Annotated in this window: 22 protein-coding genes and 1 pseudogene; 14 read left to right on the top strand and 9 right to left on the bottom strand. The window is 66.7% G+C overall.

All coding sequences use genetic code 11. The features are described from left to right. Nucleotides 1–14 precede the first annotated feature (14 nt). The 7 genes and pseudogenes from rpsS to IU459_RS40035 all read left to right on the top strand — a co-directional run bounded on the left by rpsS (nucleotide 15) and on the right by IU459_RS40035 (nucleotide 2,730). Nucleotides 15–296, top strand: coding sequence for a 30S ribosomal protein S19 (rpsS, locus tag IU459_RS09215; RefSeq protein ID WP_195129049.1), 282 nt, complete (start codon nucleotides 15–17; stop codon nucleotides 294–296). Further along, nucleotides 293–694, top strand: a complete 402-nt coding sequence (rplV, locus tag IU459_RS09210) for a 50S ribosomal protein L22 (RefSeq protein ID WP_040774082.1) — start codon at nucleotides 293–295, stop codon at nucleotides 692–694. The genes rpsS and rplV overlap by 4 nt, the downstream gene beginning before the upstream one ends. Continuing rightward, entirely contained in the window at nucleotides 694–1,491 is a 798-nt protein-coding gene (rpsC, locus tag IU459_RS09205) for a 30S ribosomal protein S3 (protein ID WP_195129048.1), read from the top strand. The genes rplV and rpsC overlap by 1 nt, the downstream gene beginning before the upstream one ends. A 3-nt stretch (nucleotides 1,492–1,494) precedes the next feature. Further along, entirely contained in the window at nucleotides 1,495–1,911 is a 417-nt protein-coding gene (rplP, locus tag IU459_RS09200; RefSeq protein WP_067464324.1) for a 50S ribosomal protein L16, read from the top strand. After that, on the top strand, nucleotides 1,911–2,150 hold the full coding sequence (gene rpmC, locus IU459_RS09195; protein WP_067464321.1) for a 50S ribosomal protein L29: 240 nt from the start codon (nucleotides 1,911–1,913) through the stop codon (nucleotides 2,148–2,150). The genes rplP and rpmC overlap by 1 nt, the downstream gene beginning before the upstream one ends. Nucleotides 2,151–2,170: 20 nt before the next feature. Then, nucleotides 2,171–2,419, top strand: a pseudogene (rpsQ, locus tag IU459_RS09190) (30S ribosomal protein S17); the annotation flags it as partial. A gap of 77 nt (nucleotides 2,420–2,496) precedes the next feature. Next, complete coding sequence (locus IU459_RS40035; protein ID WP_369123092.1) at nucleotides 2,497–2,730, top strand: ribbon-helix-helix protein, CopG family; 234 nt, start codon at nucleotides 2,497–2,499, stop codon at nucleotides 2,728–2,730. A 606-nt stretch (nucleotides 2,731–3,336) separates the two neighbouring features. Here the strand turns inward: IU459_RS40035 and IU459_RS09180 are convergent. Beyond that, complete coding sequence (locus IU459_RS09180) at nucleotides 3,337–4,254, bottom strand: NAD-dependent epimerase/dehydratase family protein (RefSeq protein WP_195129046.1); 918 nt, start codon at nucleotides 4,252–4,254, stop codon at nucleotides 3,337–3,339. A 274-nt stretch (nucleotides 4,255–4,528) separates the two neighbouring features. Between IU459_RS09180 and IU459_RS09175 the strand changes: the two genes are divergently transcribed. Both IU459_RS09175 and IU459_RS09170 read left to right on the top strand, forming a co-directional pair. Beyond that, nucleotides 4,529–5,008 carry an EXLDI protein gene (locus tag IU459_RS09175; protein ID WP_195129045.1) on the top strand — a complete coding sequence of 160 codons (480 nt, stop codon included), beginning with the start codon at nucleotides 4,529–4,531 and terminating at the stop codon, nucleotides 5,006–5,008. A gap of 43 nt (nucleotides 5,009–5,051) precedes the next feature. Further along, nucleotides 5,052–7,265, top strand: coding sequence for an MMPL family transporter (locus tag IU459_RS09170; protein WP_195129044.1), 2,214 nt, complete (start codon nucleotides 5,052–5,054; stop codon nucleotides 7,263–7,265). A 606-nt stretch (nucleotides 7,266–7,871) separates the two neighbouring features. Here the strand turns inward: IU459_RS09170 and IU459_RS09165 are convergent. After that, on the bottom strand, nucleotides 7,872–10,673 hold the full coding sequence (locus IU459_RS09165) for a hypothetical protein (RefSeq protein WP_195129043.1): 2,802 nt from the start codon (nucleotides 10,671–10,673) through the stop codon (nucleotides 7,872–7,874). Between the two features lie 553 nt (nucleotides 10,674–11,226). On the opposite strand from IU459_RS09165, the gene IU459_RS09160 reads away from it, so the two are divergent. Then, nucleotides 11,227–11,391: a hypothetical protein gene (locus IU459_RS09160; protein WP_195129042.1), complete on the top strand. Its 165-nt coding sequence runs from the start codon at nucleotides 11,227–11,229 to the stop codon at nucleotides 11,389–11,391. Nucleotides 11,392–11,472: 81 nt separating this feature from the next. Here IU459_RS09160 and IU459_RS09155 read toward each other — a convergent pair whose 3' ends face one another. The 5 genes from IU459_RS09155 to IU459_RS09135 form a co-directional block, all read right to left on the bottom strand. Beyond that, nucleotides 11,473–12,216, bottom strand: coding sequence for a CPBP family intramembrane glutamic endopeptidase (locus tag IU459_RS09155; protein WP_195129041.1), 744 nt, complete (start codon nucleotides 12,214–12,216; stop codon nucleotides 11,473–11,475). 225 nt (nucleotides 12,217–12,441) lie between these two features. Then, on the bottom strand, nucleotides 12,442–13,371 hold the full coding sequence (locus IU459_RS09150) for an RluA family pseudouridine synthase (protein WP_195129040.1): 930 nt from the start codon (nucleotides 13,369–13,371) through the stop codon (nucleotides 12,442–12,444). Between the two features lie 70 nt (nucleotides 13,372–13,441). After that, nucleotides 13,442–14,023 carry a putative glycolipid-binding domain-containing protein gene (locus IU459_RS09145; RefSeq protein ID WP_195129039.1) on the bottom strand — a complete coding sequence of 194 codons (582 nt, stop codon included), beginning with the start codon at nucleotides 14,021–14,023 and terminating at the stop codon, nucleotides 13,442–13,444. A 5-nt stretch (nucleotides 14,024–14,028) separates the two neighbouring features. Further along, complete coding sequence (locus IU459_RS09140) at nucleotides 14,029–14,478, bottom strand: TIGR03667 family PPOX class F420-dependent oxidoreductase (protein ID WP_195129038.1); 450 nt, start codon at nucleotides 14,476–14,478, stop codon at nucleotides 14,029–14,031. Nucleotides 14,479–14,609: 131 nt separating this feature from the next. Further along, complete coding sequence (locus IU459_RS09135; protein WP_195129108.1) at nucleotides 14,610–14,804, bottom strand: hypothetical protein; 195 nt, start codon at nucleotides 14,802–14,804, stop codon at nucleotides 14,610–14,612. 336 nt (nucleotides 14,805–15,140) lie between these two features. Between IU459_RS09135 and IU459_RS09130 the strand changes: the two genes are divergently transcribed. Beyond that, nucleotides 15,141–16,994: an ABC transporter ATP-binding protein gene (locus IU459_RS09130; RefSeq protein ID WP_195129037.1), complete on the top strand. Its 1,854-nt coding sequence runs from the start codon at nucleotides 15,141–15,143 to the stop codon at nucleotides 16,992–16,994. Next, nucleotides 16,991–18,724: an ABC transporter ATP-binding protein gene (locus IU459_RS09125; RefSeq protein ID WP_195129036.1), complete on the top strand. Its 1,734-nt coding sequence runs from the start codon at nucleotides 16,991–16,993 to the stop codon at nucleotides 18,722–18,724. Before IU459_RS09130 ends, IU459_RS09125 begins: the two co-directional genes overlap by 4 nt. Before the next feature lie 292 nt (nucleotides 18,725–19,016). On the opposite strand, the gene IU459_RS09120 is transcribed toward IU459_RS09125, so the two are convergent. Then, entirely contained in the window at nucleotides 19,017–19,724 is a 708-nt protein-coding gene (locus IU459_RS09120; RefSeq protein WP_195129035.1) for a siderophore-interacting protein, read from the bottom strand. A 99-nt stretch (nucleotides 19,725–19,823) separates the two neighbouring features. After that, complete coding sequence (locus IU459_RS09115; protein WP_195129034.1) at nucleotides 19,824–20,294, bottom strand: hypothetical protein; 471 nt, start codon at nucleotides 20,292–20,294, stop codon at nucleotides 19,824–19,826. Between the two features lie 154 nt (nucleotides 20,295–20,448). Between IU459_RS09115 and IU459_RS09110 the strand changes: the two genes are divergently transcribed. Beyond that, on the top strand, nucleotides 20,449–21,759 hold the full coding sequence (locus IU459_RS09110; RefSeq protein ID WP_324198802.1) for a SidA/IucD/PvdA family monooxygenase: 1,311 nt from the start codon (nucleotides 20,449–20,451) through the stop codon (nucleotides 21,757–21,759). Nucleotides 21,760–21,799: 40 nt separating this feature from the next. Then, complete coding sequence (locus tag IU459_RS09105) at nucleotides 21,800–22,735, top strand: methionyl-tRNA formyltransferase (RefSeq protein ID WP_195129032.1); 936 nt, start codon at nucleotides 21,800–21,802, stop codon at nucleotides 22,733–22,735. The last annotated feature ends 110 nt before the right edge of the window (nucleotides 22,736–22,845 follow it).

Raw genomic sequence — 22,845 nt, 5'->3', positions numbered from 1 at the left:
GGAGGAGGTAAGAAATGCCACGCAGCCTCAAGAAAGGCCCGTTTGTCGACGACCACCTCCTGAAGAAGGTGGACGTGCAGAACGAGAAGAACACCAAGCAGGTCATCAAGACCTGGTCGCGTCGTTCGACCATCATCCCCGATTTCATCGGGCACACCTTCGCCGTCCACGACGGCCGCAAGCACGTGCCGGTGTTCGTCTCGGAGTCCATGGTCGGGCACAAGCTCGGTGAGTTCGCGCCGACCAGGACGTTCAAGAGCCACGTCAAGGAAGACCGGAAGAGCAAGCGGCGATGACGACTGAGACTCAGAACCCGACTGCGCGCGCGACCGCCAAGTACGTTCGCGTCACCCCGATGAAGGCACGCCGTGTCGTGGACCTGGTCCGCGGCAAGCGCGTCGAGGACGCCCTCGCCCTGCTGAAGTTCGCGCCCCAGGCCGCGAGCGAGCCGGTCGCCAAGGTCGTCGCCAGCGCCGCGGCCAACGCCGAGAACAACCTCGGCCTGAACCCGGCCACGCTGGTCATCTCGACGGCTTACGTCGACGAGGGCGCCACCATGAAGCGGTTCCAGCCGCGTGCCCAGGGCCGCGCGTTCCGCATTCGCAAGCGCACCAGCCACATCACCATCGAGGTCGAGAGCATCCCCACCGCCGGTGGATCCACTCGTAACCGCCGGAAGGGAGGGGCAAAGTAATGGGACAGAAGATCAACCCCCATGGCTTCCGCCTCGGTATCACCACCGACTGGAAGTCGCGTTGGTACGCGGACAAGCAGTACGCGGACTACGTGAAGGAAGACGTCGCGATCCGCAAGCTGCTGGCCACCGGCATGGAGCGGGCGGGCATCTCGAAGGTCGAGATCGAGCGCACCCGTGACCGCGTTCGGGTGGACATCCACACCGCGCGTCCCGGCATCGTGATCGGCCGCCGCGGCGCCGAGGCCGACCGCATCCGCGCCGAGCTGGAGAAGCTCACCGGCAAGCAGGTGCAGCTGAACATCCTCGAGGTCAAGAACCCCGAGTCGGATGCGCAGCTGGTCGCCCAGGCCGTCGCGGAGCAGCTGTCCAACCGTGTGGCGTTCCGTCGCGCGATGCGCAAGGCCATCCAGTCGGCCATGCGTTCGCCGAACGTCAAGGGCATCCGTGTGCAGTGCTCGGGCCGCCTCGGTGGCGCGGAAATGTCGCGCTCGGAGTTCTACCGCGAGGGTCGGGTGCCGCTGCACACGCTGCGCGCCGACATCGACTACGGCCTCTACGAGGCCAAGACCACCTTCGGTCGCATCGGCGTGAAGGTCTGGATCTACAAGGGCGACATCGTCGGTGGCAAGCGTGAGCTGGCCGCCGCTGCCGCCGCGCCCGAGCGTCCGCGCCGGGAGCGGCCGAGCCGTCCGCGTCGGTCCGGTTCCGCCGGCACCACGGCGACCAGCACCGAGGCCGGGCGTGCCGCCACCGCGGTGGCCGACGCTCCGGCAGAGAAGACACAGGAGGGCTGACGCATGCTGATGCCTCGTAAGGTGAAGCACCGCAAGCAGCATCACCCGGGCCGTTCCGGCATGGCCAAGGGCGGCACCTCGGTGGCGTTCGGCGAGTACGGCATCCAGGCGCTGGAGCCGGCCTACGTCACCAACCGGCAGATCGAGTCGGCGCGTATCGCGATGACTCGCCACATCCGCCGTGGCGGCAAGATCTGGATCAACATCTACCCGGATCGTCCGCTGACCAAGAAGCCCGCCGAGACCCGTATGGGTTCGGGTAAGGGTTCGCCGGAGTGGTGGGTCGCGAACGTGAAGCCGGGTCGGGTCATGTTCGAGATGAGCTACCCGAACGAGGAGACCGCTCGTGAGGCGCTGCGCCGCGCGATGCACAAGCTCCCGATGAAGTGCAGGATCGTGACCAGGGAGGAGCAGTTCTGATGGCTACCGGAACACCGGCCGCAGAGCTCCGCGAGCTCACCGAAGACGAGTTGGTGGCCAAGCTGCGCGAATCCAAGGAAGAGCTGTTCAACCTGCGCTTCCAGATGGCGACGGGTCAGCTGGACAACAACCGTCGTCTGCGCGTCGTCCGTCACGAGATCGCGCGCATCTACACGGTCATGCGTGAGCGTGAGCTCGGTCTGGCCACCGGACCCGCTGGCAAGGGAGATGCCGCATGAGCGACAAAGTAGAAGGGCAGCGCGGCACCCGCAAGGTGCGTGTCGGTTACGTTGTCTCGGACAAGATGAACAAGACGATCGTCGTCGAGCTGGAAGACCGTAACCGGCACCCGCTCTACGGCAAGATCATCCGCACCACCTCCAAGGTGAAGGCGCACGACGAGAACGAGATCGCCGGCATCGGCGACCGCGTCCAGCTGATGGAGACCCGTCCGCTGTCGGCCACCAAGCGCTGGAGGCTGGTCGAGGTCCTGGAGAAGGCGAAGTAAGCCTGCTCCACGGCTGACAAGTCGAACAACGAAGGCCCGCTTCCCGTTTCGGGAGGCGGGCCTTTGTCATTCCGGTAATGCACCCGAACGGGATGTGGTGCCGGAGCGCGGGTCTCGATTGTTCAGCACTGTGGCATCGCTTCCGGCACCATTGCGGTATGGCTTGGACCATGCGATTGCCGAAAGATGAAGAGGCGGCGCTCGACGCGCAAGCTGATTCCGAGGGCCGCTCAAAGCACGAAATCACTCGTGACGCAATCCGGGCATACCTCGAGCGGCGCCGTGGAAGAACTGCTCGGGGTGTCGACTGATCCGGGAGGCCCGAGCGGGTCGATCACTCGGCTCCCACGGGCGGTGTTGGCGTCCCGAATCCGGCGTTGCGCGTCCAGCGGCGACGAGTGTGGCGAACGCGGCTTGCTTTCGGGCACAGGTATGTTCGCGGTGAAGCTGCATTGCGTGATGAGCTTCGGTGAGGGTGAGCGGGCGTGTGGGCGGGGCGCATGTCCACGCTTGCGGCCACTGGACTGGCTGCAGGGCGCGGCGGGTTCGGGCGTGGCGTCGCGCGGTAGTGGGCTTGCACCTCTTGCTATTGGGCCATATGCACCCGATCGCGGTGATTGCCACAGCGCTCGTGGCGAGGATTGCGCCAACGCTCCAGACCACATTCCACGCGCTCACGACTGCTCACCTCGAACCGGCTCGCTTAGTCCCCGGAGGACCTGTTGGAACGTTTGAGCTGTGGGCGTTACGGCGGCACGCCCGCATCGGACCTGGTCGGCGCTGACCTGATACTCGAGGACCTAACTGATGCAGAGGCGGTTGTGAAGGCAATTCACGCACTGGTGGGGCGTGAATGACGGCGAACATTTCGGACTATTTCGAGTCGGTCTCGGTGTAAGGGGATCCGGTTCTTCAGATCACAGGTCTCCCGCTTCCTGTCGTTTCAGGTTATGCCAGGTATCGCGAACGATGCTGTCGATATCGGAATGAGTCGGAGACCAAGATAATTCGGCTATTGCCTTGGAAGGGTTGCTGATCAGGGCGGCGGGCTCGGATGCTGGTGGTCGATGCGCAATGCGGATGTGGTGACCGGTCACCCGCTCGACGGCTGTGACGACGTCGAGAATGCTCGTGCCGTGGCCGCTACCGATGTTGTACCGCGTGGCCCTGCCCAAGGGCGGCATGTTCTCGACGCAAGCGACGAAAGCCGCGGCAGCGTCGATGATGTGCAGGTAGTCCCGGATCGTGCGGCCATCGCCGTTGATTTCCAACGTGGATCGATCCCTTGCGGCAGCCAGTGCCCGAGGAATCAGTCGCGTGGGGTCGGGGTCGCTGCCGCCCGCCACGTTCAGCAGGCGTAGCACGACAGCTGACAGGCCCCCGGTTTGTGCCTGCGCCTGGATCGCCAGTTCGGCCGCGAGCTTGCTCGCCGCGTACGGATGCGGGGGCGTGTCGGGTAAATCCTCCGTCATCGGCTGGCGCTCTGGAGTTCCATATATCGACCCGGTCGACGCGAAGACGATGCGCGGCACATCGGCGGCGGCCATCGCTGCGAGCAGTGTGATTGTCCCACTGGCGTTTACGCGAAAATAGCGGAGCGGATCGGCTTGCGACTCCCGGGCACGAGTGAGTCCTGCGAGATGGCATACCGCCTCGACCCCGGCGAGCGCTTCTCTGAGGTCGGCCTCATCGAGCACATCGGCGACTCGCGTTGCCGTGCGGATCGATGAATCGGCTGTGCGCACCATCGCGATCGGTTCGTGTCCGGCTCTGTCGAGCGCCACGGCGACCGCCCGGCCGAGGTAGCCATTCGCACCAGTCACGAGTACCCGCACCCCGCCATCTTCGCATCAGGGCAGCAAGTCTCTGTGCCTGGCGAGCAAGGGCATGCAGGTGTCGTCATCGTCCAACCTCCATGACCTCGTCGCGGACTGAGCGGACAGATCTTGCGTTATACGTATACATCTACTTATAGTGAGTCGGCCGGCGTTGCGAGATAGGCAGCGCGGACAACGTCAAATCGACACCGGCGCAGCGGGATCCGAGAAGGGGCCGTTGGCGGTAGACGCATGCTTGTATGCGTATTGATCTATGAAACGGGGAAATGTCATGACCAGCGATTCGAACAAGCTGACCAGTGCGGATGCTATCGACGAGCTGACCGGGCGCGTCACCTTTGCGAAGAAGGACACCGAGGCGGGTGGAGTGGAGAACTTCCGTGAGATCGTGCTGCAGGTCGGGCCGGGCGGTGCGCGTAGGCAGCGCTTCTTCGGCAGGCTGCTCGGGGAATCGCGGGAGTACACCGAGGTCGGGGTGGACGTGGTGCGGGTTTACGTGAGCCGCAAGGGGAAGTTCGTGGTGCATCGGCAGGAATCGAACTGGCGCGAGATGGCGGCGGCGACCGACTGGACCGACTGGAAGAGCTGGCGTGTCCTGCTCGGGTTCACCGGCCAGGAGCGCGAGTGGGGTGATTACACGGTGGAGATCGTAAATACGCCCGCCGAGCTGGAGGGCCGGATTCCGGAGCACATCTACCGGACGGTCGTCGACGTGGCGGAGAACCCGGCTTCCCAAGACCTCGAAATCTGAATTACCCCCCGTAGTTACGAATCCGGAAAGGATTTCTTCGCAGATGTTCGCACGACTGGGGGCCGTGGTGGTCCACAATCCGTGGAAGGTGATCGGCCTGTGGGTGCTGCTCGCCATCGCGGTAGTGGCCTCGGCGCCGGAACTCAAATCGACGACCGATCAATCCGCTTTCCTGCCTTCGCATTACGAGTCCATCCAGGCGTTGGAGATGCAGCAGGAGGCGTTTCCGCAGAGCTCGGCGCCCGCGGCGATCATCGTGTTCGCACGGCAGGACGGGGCGCCGCTGACCGAGGGTGATTCGGCCTCGGTCGGATCGATCGGCACGCAACTGCTGGGCGCGCGGATCAAGGATGTCACCGCGCTCCAGCCGGTGCCGCCATCGGAGAACCGGCTGATCCAGATCATCGCGGTGCAGATGACCAAGGTGACCAATCCGAACGACACCACGCAGAGCGACGCGGTCAAGGCGCTGCGCACGGAGCTGAAGGAACGCGTGGCGGGTACCGACCTGAAGGCGGGCATCACCGGTCAGGCGGCTCAGGTGCTGGACCAGCAGGAATCCAGCGAAAAGGGCATGGCGATCATCGGTGTCGCCACCATTGTGCTGATTCTGGTGCTCCTGCTGGTCATCTTCCGCAGCCCGGTGATCGCGCTGCTGCCGATCGTGGTGATCGGCGCGATCTCCAGCATGGTCGGTGGGTTGATCGCCATGGTGGCCAAGGCCTTCGACCTGCAGATCGATGCATCGATCAACGCCATCCTGGTGGTCGTGCTGTTCGGTGTCGGCACCGACTACATCCTGTTTCTGATGTTCCGCTACCGGGAGCGGCTGCGGGCGGGCGAAGATCCGAAGACGGCCATGGTCAGTGCCGTCACCCGCGTCGGTGAGGCCATCACCTCCGCGGCGGGCGCGGTGATCATCGCGTTCATGGCGCTGGTGTTGTCCACGCTCGGCATGTTCCGTGCCATGGGTCCGGCACTGGCGATCGCGGTGGCGGTGGCGCTGGTGGCCGGCCTGACGCTGGTGCCTGCGGTGGTTTCGCTGTTGGGCACCAAGGTGTTCTGGCCGTCCAAGGCGTGGCGGACCGAGCCGAAGGGTGCGCGGTTCACCGCGGTCGGCAACGCGCTCGGCAGGCGGCCCGGCGCTTTCGCTGTGGTGTCCGGTGGTGTGCTGGTCGCGCTGGGCGTGTTCGCGTTCGGTTTCCACCCGACCTTCGACCTCAGCTCCGGCTCGACCTCGGAGGCGTCCGAATCGGTGGTCTACAGCAAGGAATTGGTGAAGGGCATGCCCGCGGGAACCACACAGCCCTCGGATGTCCTGCTGCGTTCCGGCGGTGGCGAGCTGACCGAAGAGCAGCTCAGCACCTACCGAAGCGCGCTGGCCGCGGTGCCCGGCGTGGGAGACGTGGCCGAGCCGAAGCTGTCCGCAGACAAGACGATCGCCGATTTCGTAGTGACACTCAGCGACGTACCGGAGTCGGATGCCGCCCTGGACACCGTCAAGGGGCCGCTGCGGGACGTCGCGCACACGGCCGCACCTGCTGGGGCTACGGCGGCGGTCGGCGGGTTGACCTCGGTCTTCGTCGACTTCCAGGACGCGATGGCGCGCGACTACGCGATCGTGTTCCCGGTGGCGGCGATCCTGATCATGATCGTGCTCGGGTTGCTGCTGCGCAGCCTGGTCGCGCCGTGGTACCTGATGGCGTCGGTGTTCCTCGGGTTCGCGGCCACGCTCGGCGCCGCGGTGCTGGTGTTCCAGAACATCCAAGGCGAGTCCGGCCTGATCTTCACCCTCCCGGTGATCATGTATCTGTTCGTGGTCGCGCTCGGCACCGACTACAACATCCTCATGGTCGCCCGGCTGCGGGAAGAAGCGCGCGAGGGCAACGAGCCGAAACAGGCCGCCGCCCTGGCAGTTCGACACACCGGGCCAACCATCGCGGCGGCCGGAGTGATCCTGGCGGGCACGTTCGCGTCGATGATGCTGGCGGGCAACAACGTGCTCGCACAGATGGGCTTCGCCATCTCGGTGGGTATCGCGATCGCCGCGTTCGTCATGGCGATGTTCTTCACGCCCGCGCTCACGGCCATGATCGGGCACAAAGCGTGGTGGCCAGGGCACGGTGATCGAACCTCGGATGGTGCGGGGCCAGGTGAGCCGCGGTCGGTGAAGTACCACGATCCCGTTTTCCACCAGGGCACGGCCACAGCCGCGAAGAGCGGGATTCGCGGCGGCGGGTCCAACACCGACATCTGACGCGGGCAAGTAGATCAAGGGCTGTGCATTCGGCATCCGCCGAGCGCACAGCCCTTTTCGGACCGGAAGCGGTGCGCGTCGACGGCCGGGCGGATAACGTTCGGTCATGGAAGTCTTGCTCAATGCCGCTTTTGTGGTGATCGTGATCGGCGCGATTGCCGGCATTGCCAACAGGCCCAGCGGCGAGCAGCGACGCCGGCGCGGTGGCTGGGACGTCGGGGACGGTGGCGGCGATTCCGGGAGTGATTCCGGAGGCGACGGCGGTAGCAGTGGCGGAGGCGGCAGTAGCTGTGGTGGAGGTAGCGGTTGCGGAGGAGGCAGCTGAGTCCGCGGCACCGAGTCAGCGGAAGCGCGACAGGTAGACGTCGCACTGCCGGCCGGCACTGATACTCCCTGACCGCTCCTTCCAATTCGACGGCTCGACGTCGGCGGCGGCTTCTGCTCGCCCGGCTCGCGGCTTACCTTCCGACGGGCGGTCCGGGCTGGTGGTCCACCTTTTCGGTGGTCGGATGCACTCTGTGCGCGTGGTGTACGCACCAAGTACCGAGGTGGTTGCAGCTGGGTACGGCGTCGGCGCGGCCACCTGGGCGACCTGGAGCCGTCGGCTCAGCCGATGACGAGGTAAGGGCGGTGGACTCGGATCGCCGAATCCAGGACGCGGGTGACCGCGGCGCGGGAGACTCCGAGTTCGTTGGCAATGGCCGGCGTCGTGCCGCCTTGGTCGGCGAGTGTAAGGATCTCCCTGACTTCCTCGATCGGCAGGCTCGACAGGCGGCGGCCTGTGATGGCACGGGCGATCGCCGAGATTTCGTCGTCGTCGGTGTCGGCTTCGTCGGTCTCGGCGGGAAGTTCGTCGTCCTCGTCGTCTTCGTCGAGGATCGGCTTCTGTTCGGCGCGCAGGTGGGGGCGCATTGGTTCGGGGGATTCGTTGAGCGTGAGTTGTTCGCTCTCCGCGTCGGCGGTGCGGTCGCCCTGTTCGGCGGAAACGGACTTTCCACGTTTCGCCGTGCGCGGTGCGGTGGCATTCGGATTCGCCTGAGTGGCAGTGGTGGTCGCCGCGTTGGGCGTGCGAGTGGGTTCGGTGGTCGGGTGCGCCGTACCGGCGAATCCCAGATGCGGTTCCTCCGCCCGATGGCCGCCGAGTTCCGAACTCGGGATCGCCTGTGTCGCACGGCCGTTCACGGACCCGCTGCCCGGCGTAGCCGACCGTTTCCGGAGCGTGAATTCTCCATCCAGATCTTCGATCGAGATTTGCTGTGACGCAGAGCTGTTCGTAACTACGCGGTGTGCGAGCGAGCGCGCGGCCGGTGCTTCCGGACGTTCCATACTGTCACCCATGCTGGCGGACGGAGTCTCGGCCGCGTGGCCGAAATCTTCGGAGTCAGCGGAGAACGGCTGTGCCGCAGGGGCATCGGCCGATTGGATGTTGCGCGCGTCGACCGGGAGATCGAAGGCGTGATCGGCGACCGAGGAGGCCGGACGATTCCCAGGCTGGGGCGTCGCGGTCTGACCAGCAGTGACCGAGGGGGTAGGGCTTGCGCTGTGAGCGGGTACGCCCATGAGCCGATCGGTGGTGGTGCGGGCGTACCCGTCGGCCGGAAGGTTGTGAGCGTAGCCGTTGGTGGAAGATGTCTCGGCGGTGGAGCCGTTGCGGGTTGCCGGAACAGCGGCAGTGTGGGCCGGGAGGTTGTGTGCGTGACCGGTTGTGGTCTCGGTGGCGTCACCATCGGTGGCCGGGAGGATCGCGCGGCCGTTTGCCGCGCCGTTGTGCCCGTTGCCGGTGGTGGGTGACAGAGCGGAGTGCCCATTGGTGTACGGCGGAATGGGGTGCCCGTTGACCGGGATGTCGCGAGCGTAGGCGTGGCCGGATGTCTCCACACTGTGTCCGTTGGTGGCCTGTGGGAATGTGTGTTCAGCTGCGACCGGGTCTTCGTTGGTCGACGGTCCGTCGGCTCGGCCTGAGATGGCGGAGATGTCGCGGACTTCACTGTCCGGGTGGGTGTCTGTGTTGCCGGTGTCGGCGGTGCGACCGGCGGTTGTGGCAGCGGTGTGCCCGTTCACCAGGTTGTGAGCACGGCCGTTGGCCGAGGTCTCAACCGGGTGGCCGTTGGTGGCCTGCGGGAATGTGTGTCCGTTGGCATGAGGTGCGACCGTGCGGCCATTCGGCAACGGTCGGTCGATTGGCGCGGATGTGGCGGACGTTTCGCTGACGTCGCCGTCCGGATGGCTTATCGGGAGCAGGTAGCCACTTGCCGCGTGGTGGTTGTCGACCGAATGGCCATTGGTCCGCCCGTTGATGACGTGACCGTTGGTCGGCGACGTCATCGCATGGTCGGTCGGTGTCGGGACGGGTGGCCTCGCGGCTGTCGAGGTGGCGGACTCGTCGTGCTCGGCGTCTCTGAAAGGTGCTGCGCGGAGCGAGGGCGACGGGTGGGCAACGGTGTCGAAGCTCGCGTGTTGGTCGCTGCCCGGCCGCGCAGCCCATCTAGAGCCGGAGTCCGCACCGGCACCGCTCAGGCGCGGCGCGTCCGAATCCGCTTCCCCGCGAAATCGACCGCCGTCCGCTGGACCGTCCCGATTGTCGAGCGGACGATAGCCGGACCTGCCCGAGACGTGCTCCGCGTCGATCCGGACCATCGGCGCGTCCCGGTCGACCACCGGCGCACCGTCGATCAGCACCGCGTACCGTGCGGAAACCCAGGCGTGCAGCCAGATCACCACGCCGACCATCACCGGCGCGATCGCGTACTCGGCCGCGCGGCCCAGGTCGCCCGCGGCGAGATGCGGTCCGGTGTTGAGCGCGACCGTCGTGCCGAGCAGCGCCGCCTCGAAGAAGATCACCTTGCCGCGCGCCAGTTCGCGGCCCCAGCGCGCCGCGGTCGTCGCCGCCACCATGATGGTGATGATCGGGATCGAGATCATCGCCTCGATGCCGTAGCTCAACCAGTACAGCGGATCCGACATGTCACCGCTGGGTACCAGATTGTGCTGCACATTGACTCCGGCCCATACCATGCCGAGCACGACCACCGCGATCAAGGCCCGCGACGACCACTCGGCCCGCCGGTAGAGCTGCGCCAGCCGTGCGTCCTGGCTGGACACCCGCCGCCGCGCCGCCAGTGCGCGCCGATGCCAGCGCGCGTCGTCCTCGTCGGCGCGGCGCAGGGCGGCGGCCGACTTGCGGTCGCGCTGCTCGGCGGCCAGCTCCGCTTCGATCTCCCTGCGCCGCTGTTTGCGACGCTGGGCGCGAATCCACTCCGCGAGTTCGCGTTCCGCGGCGATCTCCCGCTCGGACAGCACTTCCAGCAGTGCCGGGTCGTACTGCAGGGGCAATTTGCCGCGCGCGGTCTCGACTTGCTGTGCCAGCGCGGCAATCTCGGAACTACCGTTCGGCAGTGCGTCGGACATCGCGAGCCTTCCCGAGAGCAGGTGTCATGTCGAGTGGTGGAGACATGAGTGCTCGAACATATGTGTGATCGGAGTGAGATTAAACCGACCGCTGCGCGTGGTCAACGCCGTCGGAAGGCGCCCAGCGGCGACACGCCGGGACGTCGAAATTCCGGTAACTCCCGAATATCCGGGTGAGCAGCCCTTTTGTCGAAGCAACCGCGTGTCGAAAACGAGTTCGAATACGCACATCCCTAGTGCGTCGAGATTCGTGGCATGGAGGCTCGGTTCAGGCTCCGGGTCCACGCGTCACGACGAAGACGCTGGATGAGGACAAAGCCACCTGCTTCGACCTTCACAAGGGTGTGTTAACGATTTTCCAAGTCGAGCCCGCGATATTACTTCCGGCACAGCGGAATCAGCGAGACGGGACTCCATGGTGACAGATGACTTCGAACACCTCGATACAGTGAATCGAGACATCGGCGCAGACATGGACGCCGACCCAACAGACGCAGCCCTGGCCGCCGTGCCAATGCGGCAGGTAGGCGCCATCGTCTGCATAGTGGTTGCGGTGCTGTCGCTCATCGCCCTGATCTTCGATGCGGGCCACGAGAACGACCTGGATCGGCGGCTGCGGTATCAGGAGTGCGTCACCCAGGAGCGGGCTCGCATCGCCCGCCAGGGCGGCAGCTTCCTCCAACCCGAAGACTTCTGCGACCTCTACCCTGGCCGTTAGCCCGGAACGACATTACCGAGCGGTCACGGGCGACCCCATAGCGTCCGTGGCGTCCGCCGCGTTTCGGTCAGGGTGCATCGATCAGGTCAACGTGGTGTGCCACACGAGCGCGGCGGCCAATGCCCCCGCACCGTTCACCGACCAGTGCAAGGCGATCGGGGCGAGGAGGCTGCCGCTGCGGTGGCGCAGCCAGGTGAACACCACGCCTGCCGCGGCCGTCGCGGCGACGGCTAGCAGGATCCCGATGACCTGTCCTGCGAGGCCGCCGCCGATGAATCCGGTCAGGCCGCGGTTGCTGGAGGTGAGCCCGAGCGAAGACGCGATGTGCCAGAGTCCGAACAGCAGCGAGCCCGCGGCGAAGACGCCGCGCGCACCGTATGCGCGATGGAGTGTGCCGTGCAGCACACCGCGGAAGGCGAGTTCCTCCGGGATCACCGTCTGCAACGGGATGACGATCATCGACGCGATCAACGCGCCGGAGATGGTCGCATACCGATCGGCCAGGAAGAACGGACGAGTGATCGGCAGCGCCGCGCCGATCGCGACGACCGCGAGGACCAGCCCCACCGCGGCGAGACCATAGAGCGAACCGCGCCGCCAGTGCCGCGGGGAAAGGCCCAGTTCGGACCAGCCGAGGCCGCGTCTGCGCACCAGCGCGAGCAGCACCACGGCGGCGACCGGCACCGTCACGATATTCGCCCACGCGGTGGTGAAGTGCGCGATCAGATTGGTGCCTGCCAGGACGACCACCACGACGGCGAGGTCGATGTAGGCGTGCATCTTATGGCGTGAGTGGGGTTCTGCTGCTCGGTCCTGATCAGACATCCGGACCAGTGTACGAATCGGTAATCGGGTCGCTACGGGTCATGGTTCCCACTGCCAGACAGGTCACATTTTCCGCCGTCCCGGAGATCGCGGACTTCCGCGTAACTCATGCCGGATACAGACCGCGTGGTGCGACCTCAGGGCCACGCAGATCTCGTTTCCGGGACTGCCGGGGTCCGCGCTGTTACTTGACTCGGCACATTGCGCGGCGCGGCGCCGGATCGGTCACCCGGCCCACCCATGCGGATCGGTCCAGGCCTGCAACGTGCGGGTGGTCTCGAAGCGACGTGGTTCCCGGGTGACCGGATCGGTGAACTCGAGCGAGGCGGCCAGCAGTTGCAGCGGCCTGCGGAAGTCGTCGACCGGCTTGTCGGTGAGTACGGGATAGAAGTCGTCGCCGAGGATTGGGATGCCGAGGCTGTTCATGTGCAGCCGCAACTGGTGGGTGCGGCCGGTATGCGGGCGCAGCCGATAGCGGCCGAGCCCGTCGCGGTGCTCGAGCAGTTCGATCTCGGTTTCCGCGTTGGGTTCGCCCGGCACCTCCTGAGCCGCGAGCACGTGCTTCTCTTTGATAATCCGGCTGCGCACCACGCGCGGCAGCGCCAGGCCGGGATCGAACGGCGCGATCGCCTCGTACTCCTTGCGGACGGTGCGCCTATGGAACATGGTCTGATACGCGCCGCGCCGGGCGGGATTGATCACGAACAGGACCAGCCCCGCCGTGACGCGATCCAGCCGATGAGCCGGGACCAGGTCGGGGAGGTCGAGTTCCCGGCGCAGCCGCACCAGAGCGGTCTGCAGGATGTGCTTGCCGCGCGGGATGGTGGCCAGGAAGTGCGGTTTGTCCACGACGAGCAGGTCGTCGTCGCGGTGCACGATCGGAATGTCGAACGGCACCTCGGTCTCCTCGGGCAGATCCCGGTGGAACCAGACCGCGCCGCCCGGCACGTATGGTGCGTCGTGGGTGATCGGCCCATCCAGGTCGACGATGCCGCCGGTGTGCAGCAGTTCGTCGATCCGCGCGGCGGGCACCCGGGGCAGGCGCTCCACCAAATGGTCCCGAATGGTCGCCCAGTGGCCCTGCTCCGGTAGTCGCAGCCGGGCCGGGTCCAAGCCGTGCCGCTTCGGCAACGGCGGTTGTTGCCGCCTTCTCATCGGTAACGACCCTAGTCGGCGGGTGAACAGGGAATATCCGAGGCCGCCGGTAGTCCGATCGGCCACCGGCTCAACGTGCGCGGACCGCGATCCCGGGGTAGTCGAGTACCAGTCCGGACTTGTCGTATTCGAGGATGCAGCGGAAATCGAACTCGGGCGCCGAGTAGTCGAACCGCGGTCCGTGCTCGCCGTCGGCGATGCGGACATAGCGCTGTTCCAGCCGGGCCACCGCGGCCCCGGACGCGAGCACATAGGCCGCGGGTGCGTCCGCGCCGTCGCCGATCTCCTGCGCCAACCGATGCACCGGCAGTGCGTTGGTCAGCGCGGAGGACTCCAGATCCACGTCCAGGCAACCGTCGAGCAGTGACGCGGGCATGCCGTCCAGCAACCACGAGCCCGCGCCGTCCGACTCCAGCACCAGCGTGTTCCAGCCCCCTGGTTTACGGATGGCCACCTGGGCCCGGCGCGTCCGCCATTCGGTGTCCAGGGCGATCCGGTAGTCCACCACCCACGCCGCGCCGTCCTCGACGGCCGTCGTGCAGCCGTCGATGAGCACGCCGAGTTCGGTGACCCGGAAATAGGCCACCTCGAACCCTTCGCGTGCGGTCCGATGCCGCCAGGCGGCGGTGGACGGCGGCGGCGCGAACGTCATCGGGATCAGAACCCGCGCAGCCGATCCGGGGTGACGCGCAGGACAACCGAGTACTCGGCGTAGAACTGCTCGTCGGTCAGGTTGATCGAGCGCAGGCCGTCGGTGTATTTCGCGGTGAACGCCGCGATTTCGTCCGCGCCGGGCCGCTGTTCGTCGACGCGCGCCGCGCCGGTGAGCACGACGACGTCGCCGCCGGTGACGGTGCTGTTGAGGTTCAGCGCGACCCGGGGATTGCGCAGGATGTTGCGGATCTTCGGCTGGCCGGGCTTGCTGAAGATCAGGAATTCACCGTCGTGCCACCGGAACCAGACCGGGTTCGGCTGTGGTGTTCCGGTGGGGCCGACGGTGGTCAGCCAGAGGACGGATTCGCGGTTCAGGCGTTCGGCTACCTTCGCGCCGAACTCGGTCTCGGTGTCGACGACTGGGGCGGATCGGTCGGATGCCGTTGTGGTCATGGCAGAGACAACACCACGGCACCTGGGACGATTCCGCGCGACACGAAAAAGCCAATTCGGTGTCCGTGAACGCGCCGTGGCCCGCAGAGGTACCCGAGCGCACGACCGCGGGACCCGCATCGCGGAAGCCATTACGGCGTTGCCCGCTCGTCCAGCACCATCAAGCGGGCCTCGACCAGCGTCCTGCGCGCGCGCCGCCGGACCCGGCACAATTCGACGCTGCAATCCAGGTGCACCTGCATGGCCCGGTGCGCTTGGCCCGCGGTGAGTTCGCCGGGGTCGCGCGCGCAATTCGCCAGAGCGGAAAAAACCTCTGTGCCATACATATTCGGTACTCCAATGTGGTCAATTGGTTCGCTTTCCGTCGAAGTTAGCGATGTACACGAGCTATCGGACCACGATGCTTCGCCGTTCATGGAGGTTTCCCCGACCCGTCGGTAGCTCGAAAACCCTGGGTCTGGAGCAGTTTTCGCACATTGACGGAATAAGACAGACAGGACAACTCCGGGTTGGCGGGTTGTCTCCCGTGCGGCGGCGCGGATCGGCGTCGATCGACTGCGTCCAGATCACGCCATCCTGATAAGTTAGCCTAACCTTTCTTGGTGGAGGCGATGAGTGGATTCCCGGCGAGCTGCGCCAGGAACGTCGAGAGGCGAGGTCAGATGACGGTGGAGGTCGCGCCGCAGGCTGCGGCGGAGACGGGGAACCGGCCGCCGAAGGCAGTGGCGAAGACGCGGAAACAACAGGAAGCCGCGGCGCGCAGGCAGATCCTCGCCCCGGTGCGCGGGCCGCTGAACGCGGCGAGCATCGTCATGGTGGTCGCGTCGGTGTGCACGGTCGCGCCGTTCGTGCTGATCGTCGCGGCCTGCCGGGAATTGCTGGCGGACCGGGTGGACACCGAGCGGGTGTGGCGACTGCTGGCCATCGCGGTGCTGGTGCTGCTCGTGCGGGCACTGCTGCAAGCGGTGGCGCTGAGCTGGACGCACCTGGTCGACAGCGGCTATCAGCTGGCGGTGCGCCGAGCGCTGGCGGCCAAGCTGACCCGAGTGCCGCTGGGCTGGTTCGGTGAGCGCACGTCCGGCGAGGTGAAGCAATATCTCCAGGACGATGTAGAGGCGCTGCACTATCTGGTCGCGCACGCACGCCTGGAATTCGTCGGCGCGCTCACCGTTCCGCTGGTCACCCTCGGCTACCTGGTCACCGTCGATTGGCGGCTCACGCTGGTGCTGCTGCTCCCGCTGATCGCCTATGCCGTGCTCTACGGCCGGATGATGGATCGCGACGGGCGCGACCGATTCCTCGTCTACAACCGCTCCGAGCAACGCACCAAGGACGCGCTCATCGAATTCGTGGACGGCATCCAGGTGGTGCGCGCGTTCGGTCAGGCGGGCAAGGCGCACAGTGCGTTCCAGGACGCGGTCGAGTACCAGGCGCGCAGCGTGGATCGCATGAAGACGCCGATCATCACAGTGCAATCGGCCTCCGACATCGTGGTCACCCCGGTGTTCGTGATGCTGGTCGTAGTCTTCGCCGGATTGGCCGCCGTCGGCATGGACTGGGTAGCGCCGCTGGACGTGCTGCCCTTCCTGCTGGTCGGCCTCGGGTTGGGCAGCTCGCTGCTCGGCCTCGGCTACGGTGCGCAGGCGTTGCGCGCCGCCGCCGTCGCCGCGTTGCGGCTGCACGACATGCAGCAGACACCCGAACTGAGCGCGGAGGCATCGGCACCCACCGGCCCGGCGCTCGCGCCGGCGGGCCTGGTCCGGTTCGAGGGCGTCGGTTTCGGTTACCGCGCAGGCCATGATGTGCTGCGGGACGTCGACCTGGAGCTGACGCCGGGCACCATCACGGCGCTGGTGGGCCCGAGCGGGTCGGGCAAGTCCACCCTGGCCAAATTGCTGCCGCGCTTCTACGACGTCGGATCAGGGCGGATCACCATCGGGGGACGCGATATCCGCGACTATCCGAGCGAAGAGCTGTATCGCACCGTCGGGTTCGTCTTCCAGGACGTGCGGCTGATCCGTGGCAGTATCCGGCAGAATCTGATCCTGGCGAGGCCGGACGCCGACGACGCCACCGTGCAGCGGGCCACCCGCGCCGCGCGGATCCACGACCGCATCGTGGCGCTGCCCCGCGGCTACGATTCCGAGATCGGCGTCGACGCCACCCTGTCCGGCGGCGAGGCGCAGCGCTTGTCGATCGCCCGCGCGTTGATCGCCGACACCCCGGTGCTGGTGCTGGACGAGGCGACCGCCTTCGCCGATCCGGAATCGGAAGCGGCGGTGCAGGATGCGCTGGCCGAACTGGTCGCAGGTCGTACCGTGCTGGTCATCGCGCACCGGTTGCACACCATCACCGGCGTCGACCGAATCCTGGTGCTGGACAATGGTGTCTTGGTCGAGCAGGGGGATCATGCGAGCCTGTCTGCCGCGGGCGGCACCTATCAGCGGCTCTGGGAGATCAACGAGGCGGCGCTGGGCGAGATCGCCCTGGTCGACACTGTGGAGGGCGTCCGATGATTCGCAAAGTACTCGAACTGATCCCGGCCGAATTCCGGCACCTGGTACCGAAACTGTTCGCCGCGATCATCGCGCAGGCGCTCTGCCAGGCACTGGCGTATCTCCTGCTGGTGCCTGCGCTCGAGGCGATGTTCGACGATGAACTCGGTCGCGCCTGGTTCTGGGCACTGTGGATGACGGTCGCGGTCGCGGGCGTTGTGATCTCCGGCTACCTGCAGGCCGCCATTGGCCTCCGCATCGGGATCGGGATGCAGCGTGGGCTGCAGACCCGGCTCGGTGATCACCTGAACGCGCTGCCGCTCGGCTGGTTCGAGACGCGTGACGCCGGCGCACTGGCCCGGCTCACGGTCGAGAATGTACGCGAAATCCAGGGTCTGGTGGCCTATCTGCTGGCCAAGGTCCTCACCGGCGTCATCGTCCCGCTCGGCGTCGCGATCGGGATGCTGTTCATCGACTGGCGGATCGCGTTGGCCATGCTGCTCGCGGCACCGGTGCTCTACGCGGTGAACGGTCTGGCCGCACGCTCGTATGCGCGCGCCGACCGCGGGATGCATGCCGCCGCGGTCGAAGCCGATTCGCGGGTGATCGAATTCGCGCAGGCGCAGCCGGTGTTACGCGCCTTCGGCGCGGTCGGGCCGGGTAATCGGGCACTGGACGCCGCCCTGGCCGGGCAACGGTCGGCTGCCTCGAAGCTGGTGTTCGCCAGTGTGCCGGGGCTCATCCTCTTCGCCCTGTGCGTACAGGCCGTCTTCCTGGTGCTGGTCTACGTGGCCGTCGGACGGGTAACCGACGGCGCCGTCTCGGCGGCCGCGGCCATCGCGCTGATCGCGGTGAGTTCGCGTTTCATCGAGCCGTTGAATCAGGCCGCGCAGCTGGGCAACGCGCTGCGCTCGGCGGCGGCCGCCGCCGACCGGATCACCGAGTTGCTCGCGGAGCCGGTGCTGCCCGAGGCGCAGACGCCGGTCACGCCGGGCGCGCCTTCGGTGGTCTTCGACGACGTCACCTTCGGTTATCGCACCGGCGAACCGGTGCTGTCCGGGGTGACGTTCAGTGTGCCCGCGGGCACCACCACCGCGATCGTCGGGCCGAGTGGCGCGGGCAAGACCACTCTCCTGCGGCTCGCGGCCCGGTTCTACGACGTCGAGTCGGGCAGTGTCGTGGTCGGCGAACACGATGTGCGCGACCAGCCTTCGGCGGTGCTGCTGGATCAGCTGTCGCTGGTCTTCCAGAACGTCTATCTGTTCGATCGGTCGGTGGCGGAGAACATCCGGATCGGCAAGCCAGGCGCGACCGACGCCGACGTGCGCCGCGCGGCGGAAGCGGCCCGGGTGGACGAGATCGTGCGTCGGCTGCCGGACGGTTTCGACAGCCGGGTCGGCGAGGGCGGCGCCGTGCTGTCCGGCGGTGAGCGGCAACGTGTGTCGATCGCCAGGGCGCTGCTGAAGGATGCGCCGATCGTGCTGCTGGACGAGGCGACCAGTGCGCTGGACCCGCACAGCGAGGCGGTGGTGATCCGCGGCGTGCACGAATTGACCAAAGACAAGACGGTGATCGTCGTCGCGCACCGGCTGGCCACCATCGCACACGCGGATCAGATCCTGTTCCTGGACGGTGGCCGGATCGTCGAGCGCGGCACACACCAGGAGCTGCTCGCGCTGGGTGGCCGTTACGCCGACTTCTGGAACGAGCGGTCGCGCGCCGCCGGGTGGCGTCTGGCGGCGGCGGTCTGACCGCAGTGAGGGGACCGGGCCGCCGCGAACGTCACGGTGGCGGCCGGTACGTCCCTGGGCGGGCCGCCCACAACCAGCGTGAGGATTGCCACCGGTCCGAACCGCCGTGCGACTACAGCGGTCACAGCAAAAGCGGTGGCTGCGAGCACCAGCAATCCGTCGATGATCGACATGCCAGGCCTCCACGCCGGCGATCCCTGACTCCGGGATCAGCCTGCCGGCGAGTGGGCTGCCCACGCGTCGGCGGCAGGTCGCGCACGAGGTCGTTCTCGGGAATGACCCAGGGTGTGACCTATTTCCAGTAGGCCTGGTACTTGATCGAGGTCTTGGGCAGGCCGTGGGTGGTCTTGAAGGTCTTCACGATCGACCGGGTGGTCTGGCCGCAGCAGGCGACCCATGCGAAGGCGTCGTCGGCGCAGGTGATCTCCTGCGCCCGCTCGCGCATCAGGCGACCGTCATCGATCCGCTGCAGCCAGGTCACCTCGTGGTGCGGCTTGTTGCGTACCGGCAGCGTGACATCCGATTCGTGCTGCCACTCCAGCCAGACCTGGGCCGGGACGTCGCCGATCGCGTCGAGCAGTGAGTTGATCGCGGGCAGGGAAGCCGTGTCGCCGAATACGAGATACTCGCTCGGCGTCCGTTCGGGCAGTTGGAAATCGGAACCGAGCACCGTGACGTCGAGGTGGTCGCCTACCACGGCGCGCTGCGCCCACCGTGTGGCCGGGCCGTCGTGCAGCGCGAATTCGATAGCGAATCGGTCGTTTGCCGGATCGGGATCGACGAGGGTGTAGCCGCGGTGGTGCAGCTTGTCGCTCTCGCCGTCCGGAATCCAGCAGCGGATCCACTGCGTGGGATGCACCGGGTGCTGCTCCAGCAGCCCGCCCGCGGTGAAACCGATGCGCAGATAGTTGTCGGTGATCTTCTCGGTGGAGGTGACGGTGATCCGGTAGTCGTCCCCACCCCATGCCTTGACCAGCAGACCGTTGAATCCCTTACCCATGGCAGTAAGGTTAGCCTAACGGAAGTCGATTGTCGTGTGTGGTGCCCGTCACGGGAACGGCCCGGCGCCGCTGGGCCGTTCCCGTTGCGGCGCGGCTGATTACAGGTTGCAGGGCAGGAAGGCGACGCTGGCGACGGTGCATTCGGCCTCCCGGGTGAGCTTCCAGGTGCCGCCGATCTGCTTCCAGGTCAGGGTGAAGTAGAACGGGTCGAAGCCGTCCACCGCGGTTTGCAGTTGCGCGCTGAGAACGTTGCCGTTCACGCTGACCGGGCCGAGGATGGTCCAGCGGAAGCTCGGCGGAGCGCTGGCCATGGCGGCGCCGACCTGGTCGAGCAGCGGCAGGCCCGCCTCGCCCGCTTCGAGTTCGGCCGCGCGGACCGAGCGCGCCGCACCGGTGTTGATGGCCGTCTGCAGCTTGGCCTTCAGCTCGCCCGGGCCGGGAGTGGCGGCGTGCAGCGGCGCGGTCAGCGGTGCGGCGGTCGCCGGGACGGTGGCCGCGACGGTGCCGAAAGCGCCGAAAAGTGCGACGGCCGCGAGCATTGCGGCCTTGGTGCGGGTGGTCCTGAACATGCGTGTCCATCCAATCGTTGCGAAGCGGGTTCGGGGATGCCGATACCCCTCGAGCAATATAAGGTAAGCCTATGCAAACATGGGGGCCAGGGTTGCTGCTGTACCGGCACACAGATGGGCGGGTGCAGCGCTCGCGAGAGAGTGGGAGAGCGAAGTGGAGACCCTACTGGTAGTCGGCGCCGGACCGAAAGCGCTTGCGGTAGCGGCGAAATCACACGTGCTGCGGCAGCTGGGGCTGCCCGCGCCGCGGGTCGTCGTGGTCGAAGCGCACGCGGTCGGCGGCAACTGGCTGCCCAGCGGCGGCTGGACCGACGGTCAGCACCGGCTCGGCACCAGCCCGGAGAAGGACATCGGCTTTCCGTACCACTCCACTTGGGCGCGGGGGCACAACCGCGCCATCAACGAGGCCATGATGGCCTACAGCTGGACGTCCTTCCTGGTCGAGCACGGCACGTACGCCGAGTGGGTCGACCGCGGCAGACCCAGCCCGCAACATCATGTCTGGGCCAAGTATCTGCAGTGGGTGGCTCGGCAGATCGAGCTCGAGCTGGTGCTCGGCACCGTGCGCTCGATCCGGCAGCGCCACGACGTCGCGGGCGACGGCTGGACGGTCGAGGTACTCGGCGCCGACGGTGCCCACACCGAAATCGACGCGGACGCCTTGATGCTCACCGGTCCTGGGCGCAGCGGCAAGGCGCTGGCCGAGCATCCTCGGGTGCTCAGCATCGCCGAGTTCTGGGACCTCGCGGGTAGGCGCAGTCTTCCGGTCTGCTCGCGTGCCGCGGTAATCGGCGGCGGCGAGACCGCGGGCTCGGCGCTGGACGAGCTGGTCCGGCACGAAATGCTCACCATCTCGGTGATCTCGCCGATGGCCACTATTTATACCCGTGGGGAGAGCTACTTCGAGAACTCCCTGTACAGCGATCCGACCAAGTGGAACGCGCTGAGCATCCAGGAACGCCGTGACGTCATCCGGCGCACCGACCGCGGCGTGTTCTCCGTTCGGGTACAGGAAAGCTTGCTGGGGGACAACCGAGTCCATCACTTGCAAGGCCGGGTGACCCGCATTGCCGAGTGCGGCGAGGGTGTCGCCGTGACGTTGCGCAACGAGCTGCGCGCCGACCAAGTGCACAACTTCGACCTGGTGGTGGACGCGACCGGCGGCCAGCCGCTGTGGTTCCTGGAGCTTTTCGACGCCGAAGCGGCGGATCGGCTGGAGCTGGCGGTAGGCGGGCCTCTGACCCAGGCGCGGATCGAGGCCTCGATCGGTTATGACCTGGCGGTGGCCGGTTTGGCGGCGAAGCTGTACCTGCCGAATCTGGCGGCGTTGGCCCAGGGGCCCGGCTTTCCGAATCTCAGTTGCCTCGGCGAACTTTCCGATCGCGTACTGCGCACTACACCGTCGCGTACCGCGGCCGTGCGGCGGAGCGCGGCGACGGGCCGTGCCGGAAGCCTGATTGGATAGGCTAGGCTAGCCTTAGTTTATCTGAGATGAGGTTCGTTTCATGCGTATCGTGTCGTTCGGCTTCCAGACCTGGGGGCGCAAAACCCTGCAGGCTCTGATCGATTCGGAGCACGAGGTGGTGCTTGCCGTCACCCATCCGGCCAGCGCGCAGTCCTACAAGGCGATCTGGTCGGATTCGGTCGAGGAGCTGGCCCGCGAACACGGCATTCCGGTGCATCTGACCGAACGGGCCGACTCCGGGACCATCGACCTGGTGAAGCGGGCCGAGCCCGATGTCATCGTGGTCAACAGTTGGTACACCTGGATGCCCGCCGAGCTGTACAACCTACCGCCGCACGGCACGCTGAACCTGCACGATTCACTGCTGCCCAAGTTCACCGGTTTCTCCCCGGTGCTGTGGGCGCTGATCAGCGGCGAATCCGAATTCGGACTCACCGTGCACCGCATGGACGACGGCCTGGACACCGGCGACATCCTGGTTCAGCATTCGCTGCCCATCGGTCCCGCCGACACCGGCACCGATCTGGTGCTGCGCGGCATGGAGCTGATTCCCGGCGCGCTGAACGAGGCGCTGGCCGCGTTGGAGTCCGGCACGGCGGTCTGGCGGCCGCAGAACAAGGCTGAACGAACCTACTTCCACAAGCGTTCCGACCGCGACAGCCGCATCGACTGGAACTGGACCGCCGAGGATCTGGAGCGTTTCGTGCGCGCGCTGTCCGAGCCGTATCCGCGCCCGTTCACCTTCTATCGGGGTGAACGGATCGAGGTGCTCGAGGCGCGGGTTTCGGAGGCGCGCTACGGCGGGACCCCCGGCCGGGTGATCGTGCAGGAGGGCGGCGGCGCGGTGGTGACCGGTCCCGACGCCCATCGCGGCGGCAATCGCGGCCTGGTGATCACTCGCGTTCGTACCGCGGCGGGGGTCGCGCAGTCCGGGGCCGAGTTCTTCTCACGTGGCGGCTATCTCGCGGACCGGTGACCCGGGGCGACCTATCGCTATTTAGGATAGCCTAGGCTAACATTGGCGTCCGACCAAAGACCAACATCAGTCAGTGCAGCGAGCGGGGGGTGTTGTACGCCGCCGACCAA

Source organism: Nocardia amamiensis, assembly GCF_015477605.1.
Classification (GTDB): domain Bacteria; phylum Actinomycetota; class Actinomycetes; order Mycobacteriales; family Mycobacteriaceae; genus Nocardia; species Nocardia amamiensis_A.
Note: the sequence above shows the minus strand (reverse complement) of the source record. Positions and strands in the feature narration are given on the sequence as shown.

What these genes read in the sequence shown, in the direction of transcription:
- rplV (WP_040774082.1), top strand. Translation starts at nt 293, where the DNA reads ATGACGACTGAGACTCAGAACCCGACTGCGCGCGCGACCGCCAAGTAC.
- IU459_RS09170 (WP_195129044.1), top strand. Translation starts at nt 5,052, where the DNA reads ATGTTCGCACGACTGGGGGCCGTGGTGGTCCACAATCCGTGGAAGGTG.
- IU459_RS09115 (WP_195129034.1), bottom strand. Translation starts at nt 20,294, where the DNA reads ATGTTCAGGACCACCCGCACCAAGGCCGCAATGCTCGCGGCCGTCGCA.
- IU459_RS09150 (WP_195129040.1), bottom strand. Translation starts at nt 13,371, where the DNA reads ATGAGAAGGCGGCAACAACCGCCGTTGCCGAAGCGGCACGGCTTGGAC.
- rpsC (WP_195129048.1), top strand. Translation starts at nt 694, where the DNA reads ATGGGACAGAAGATCAACCCCCATGGCTTCCGCCTCGGTATCACCACC.
- rpmC (WP_067464321.1), top strand. Translation starts at nt 1,911, where the DNA reads ATGGCTACCGGAACACCGGCCGCAGAGCTCCGCGAGCTCACCGAAGAC.
- IU459_RS09105 (WP_195129032.1), top strand. Translation starts at nt 21,800, where the DNA reads ATGCGTATCGTGTCGTTCGGCTTCCAGACCTGGGGGCGCAAAACCCTG.
- IU459_RS09145 (WP_195129039.1), bottom strand. Translation starts at nt 14,023, where the DNA reads ATGACGTTCGCGCCGCCGCCGTCCACCGCCGCCTGGCGGCATCGGACC.
- rplP (WP_067464324.1), top strand. Translation starts at nt 1,495, where the DNA reads ATGCTGATGCCTCGTAAGGTGAAGCACCGCAAGCAGCATCACCCGGGC.
- IU459_RS40035 (WP_369123092.1), top strand. Translation starts at nt 2,497, where the DNA reads ATGCACCCGAACGGGATGTGGTGCCGGAGCGCGGGTCTCGATTGTTCA.
- IU459_RS09165 (WP_195129043.1), bottom strand. Translation starts at nt 10,673, where the DNA reads ATGTCCGACGCACTGCCGAACGGTAGTTCCGAGATTGCCGCGCTGGCA.
- IU459_RS09135 (WP_195129108.1), bottom strand. Translation starts at nt 14,804, where the DNA reads ATGTATGGCACAGAGGTTTTTTCCGCTCTGGCGAATTGCGCGCGCGAC.
- rpsS (WP_195129049.1), top strand. Translation starts at nt 15, where the DNA reads ATGCCACGCAGCCTCAAGAAAGGCCCGTTTGTCGACGACCACCTCCTG.
- IU459_RS09120 (WP_195129035.1), bottom strand. Translation starts at nt 19,724, where the DNA reads ATGGGTAAGGGATTCAACGGTCTGCTGGTCAAGGCATGGGGTGGGGAC.
- IU459_RS09155 (WP_195129041.1), bottom strand. Translation starts at nt 12,216, where the DNA reads ATGTCTGATCAGGACCGAGCAGCAGAACCCCACTCACGCCATAAGATG.
- IU459_RS09175 (WP_195129045.1), top strand. Translation starts at nt 4,529, where the DNA reads ATGACCAGCGATTCGAACAAGCTGACCAGTGCGGATGCTATCGACGAG.
- IU459_RS09125 (WP_195129036.1), top strand. Translation starts at nt 16,991, where the DNA reads ATGATTCGCAAAGTACTCGAACTGATCCCGGCCGAATTCCGGCACCTG.
- IU459_RS09130 (WP_195129037.1), top strand. Translation starts at nt 15,141, where the DNA reads ATGACGGTGGAGGTCGCGCCGCAGGCTGCGGCGGAGACGGGGAACCGG.
- IU459_RS09140 (WP_195129038.1), bottom strand. Translation starts at nt 14,478, where the DNA reads ATGACCACAACGGCATCCGACCGATCCGCCCCAGTCGTCGACACCGAG.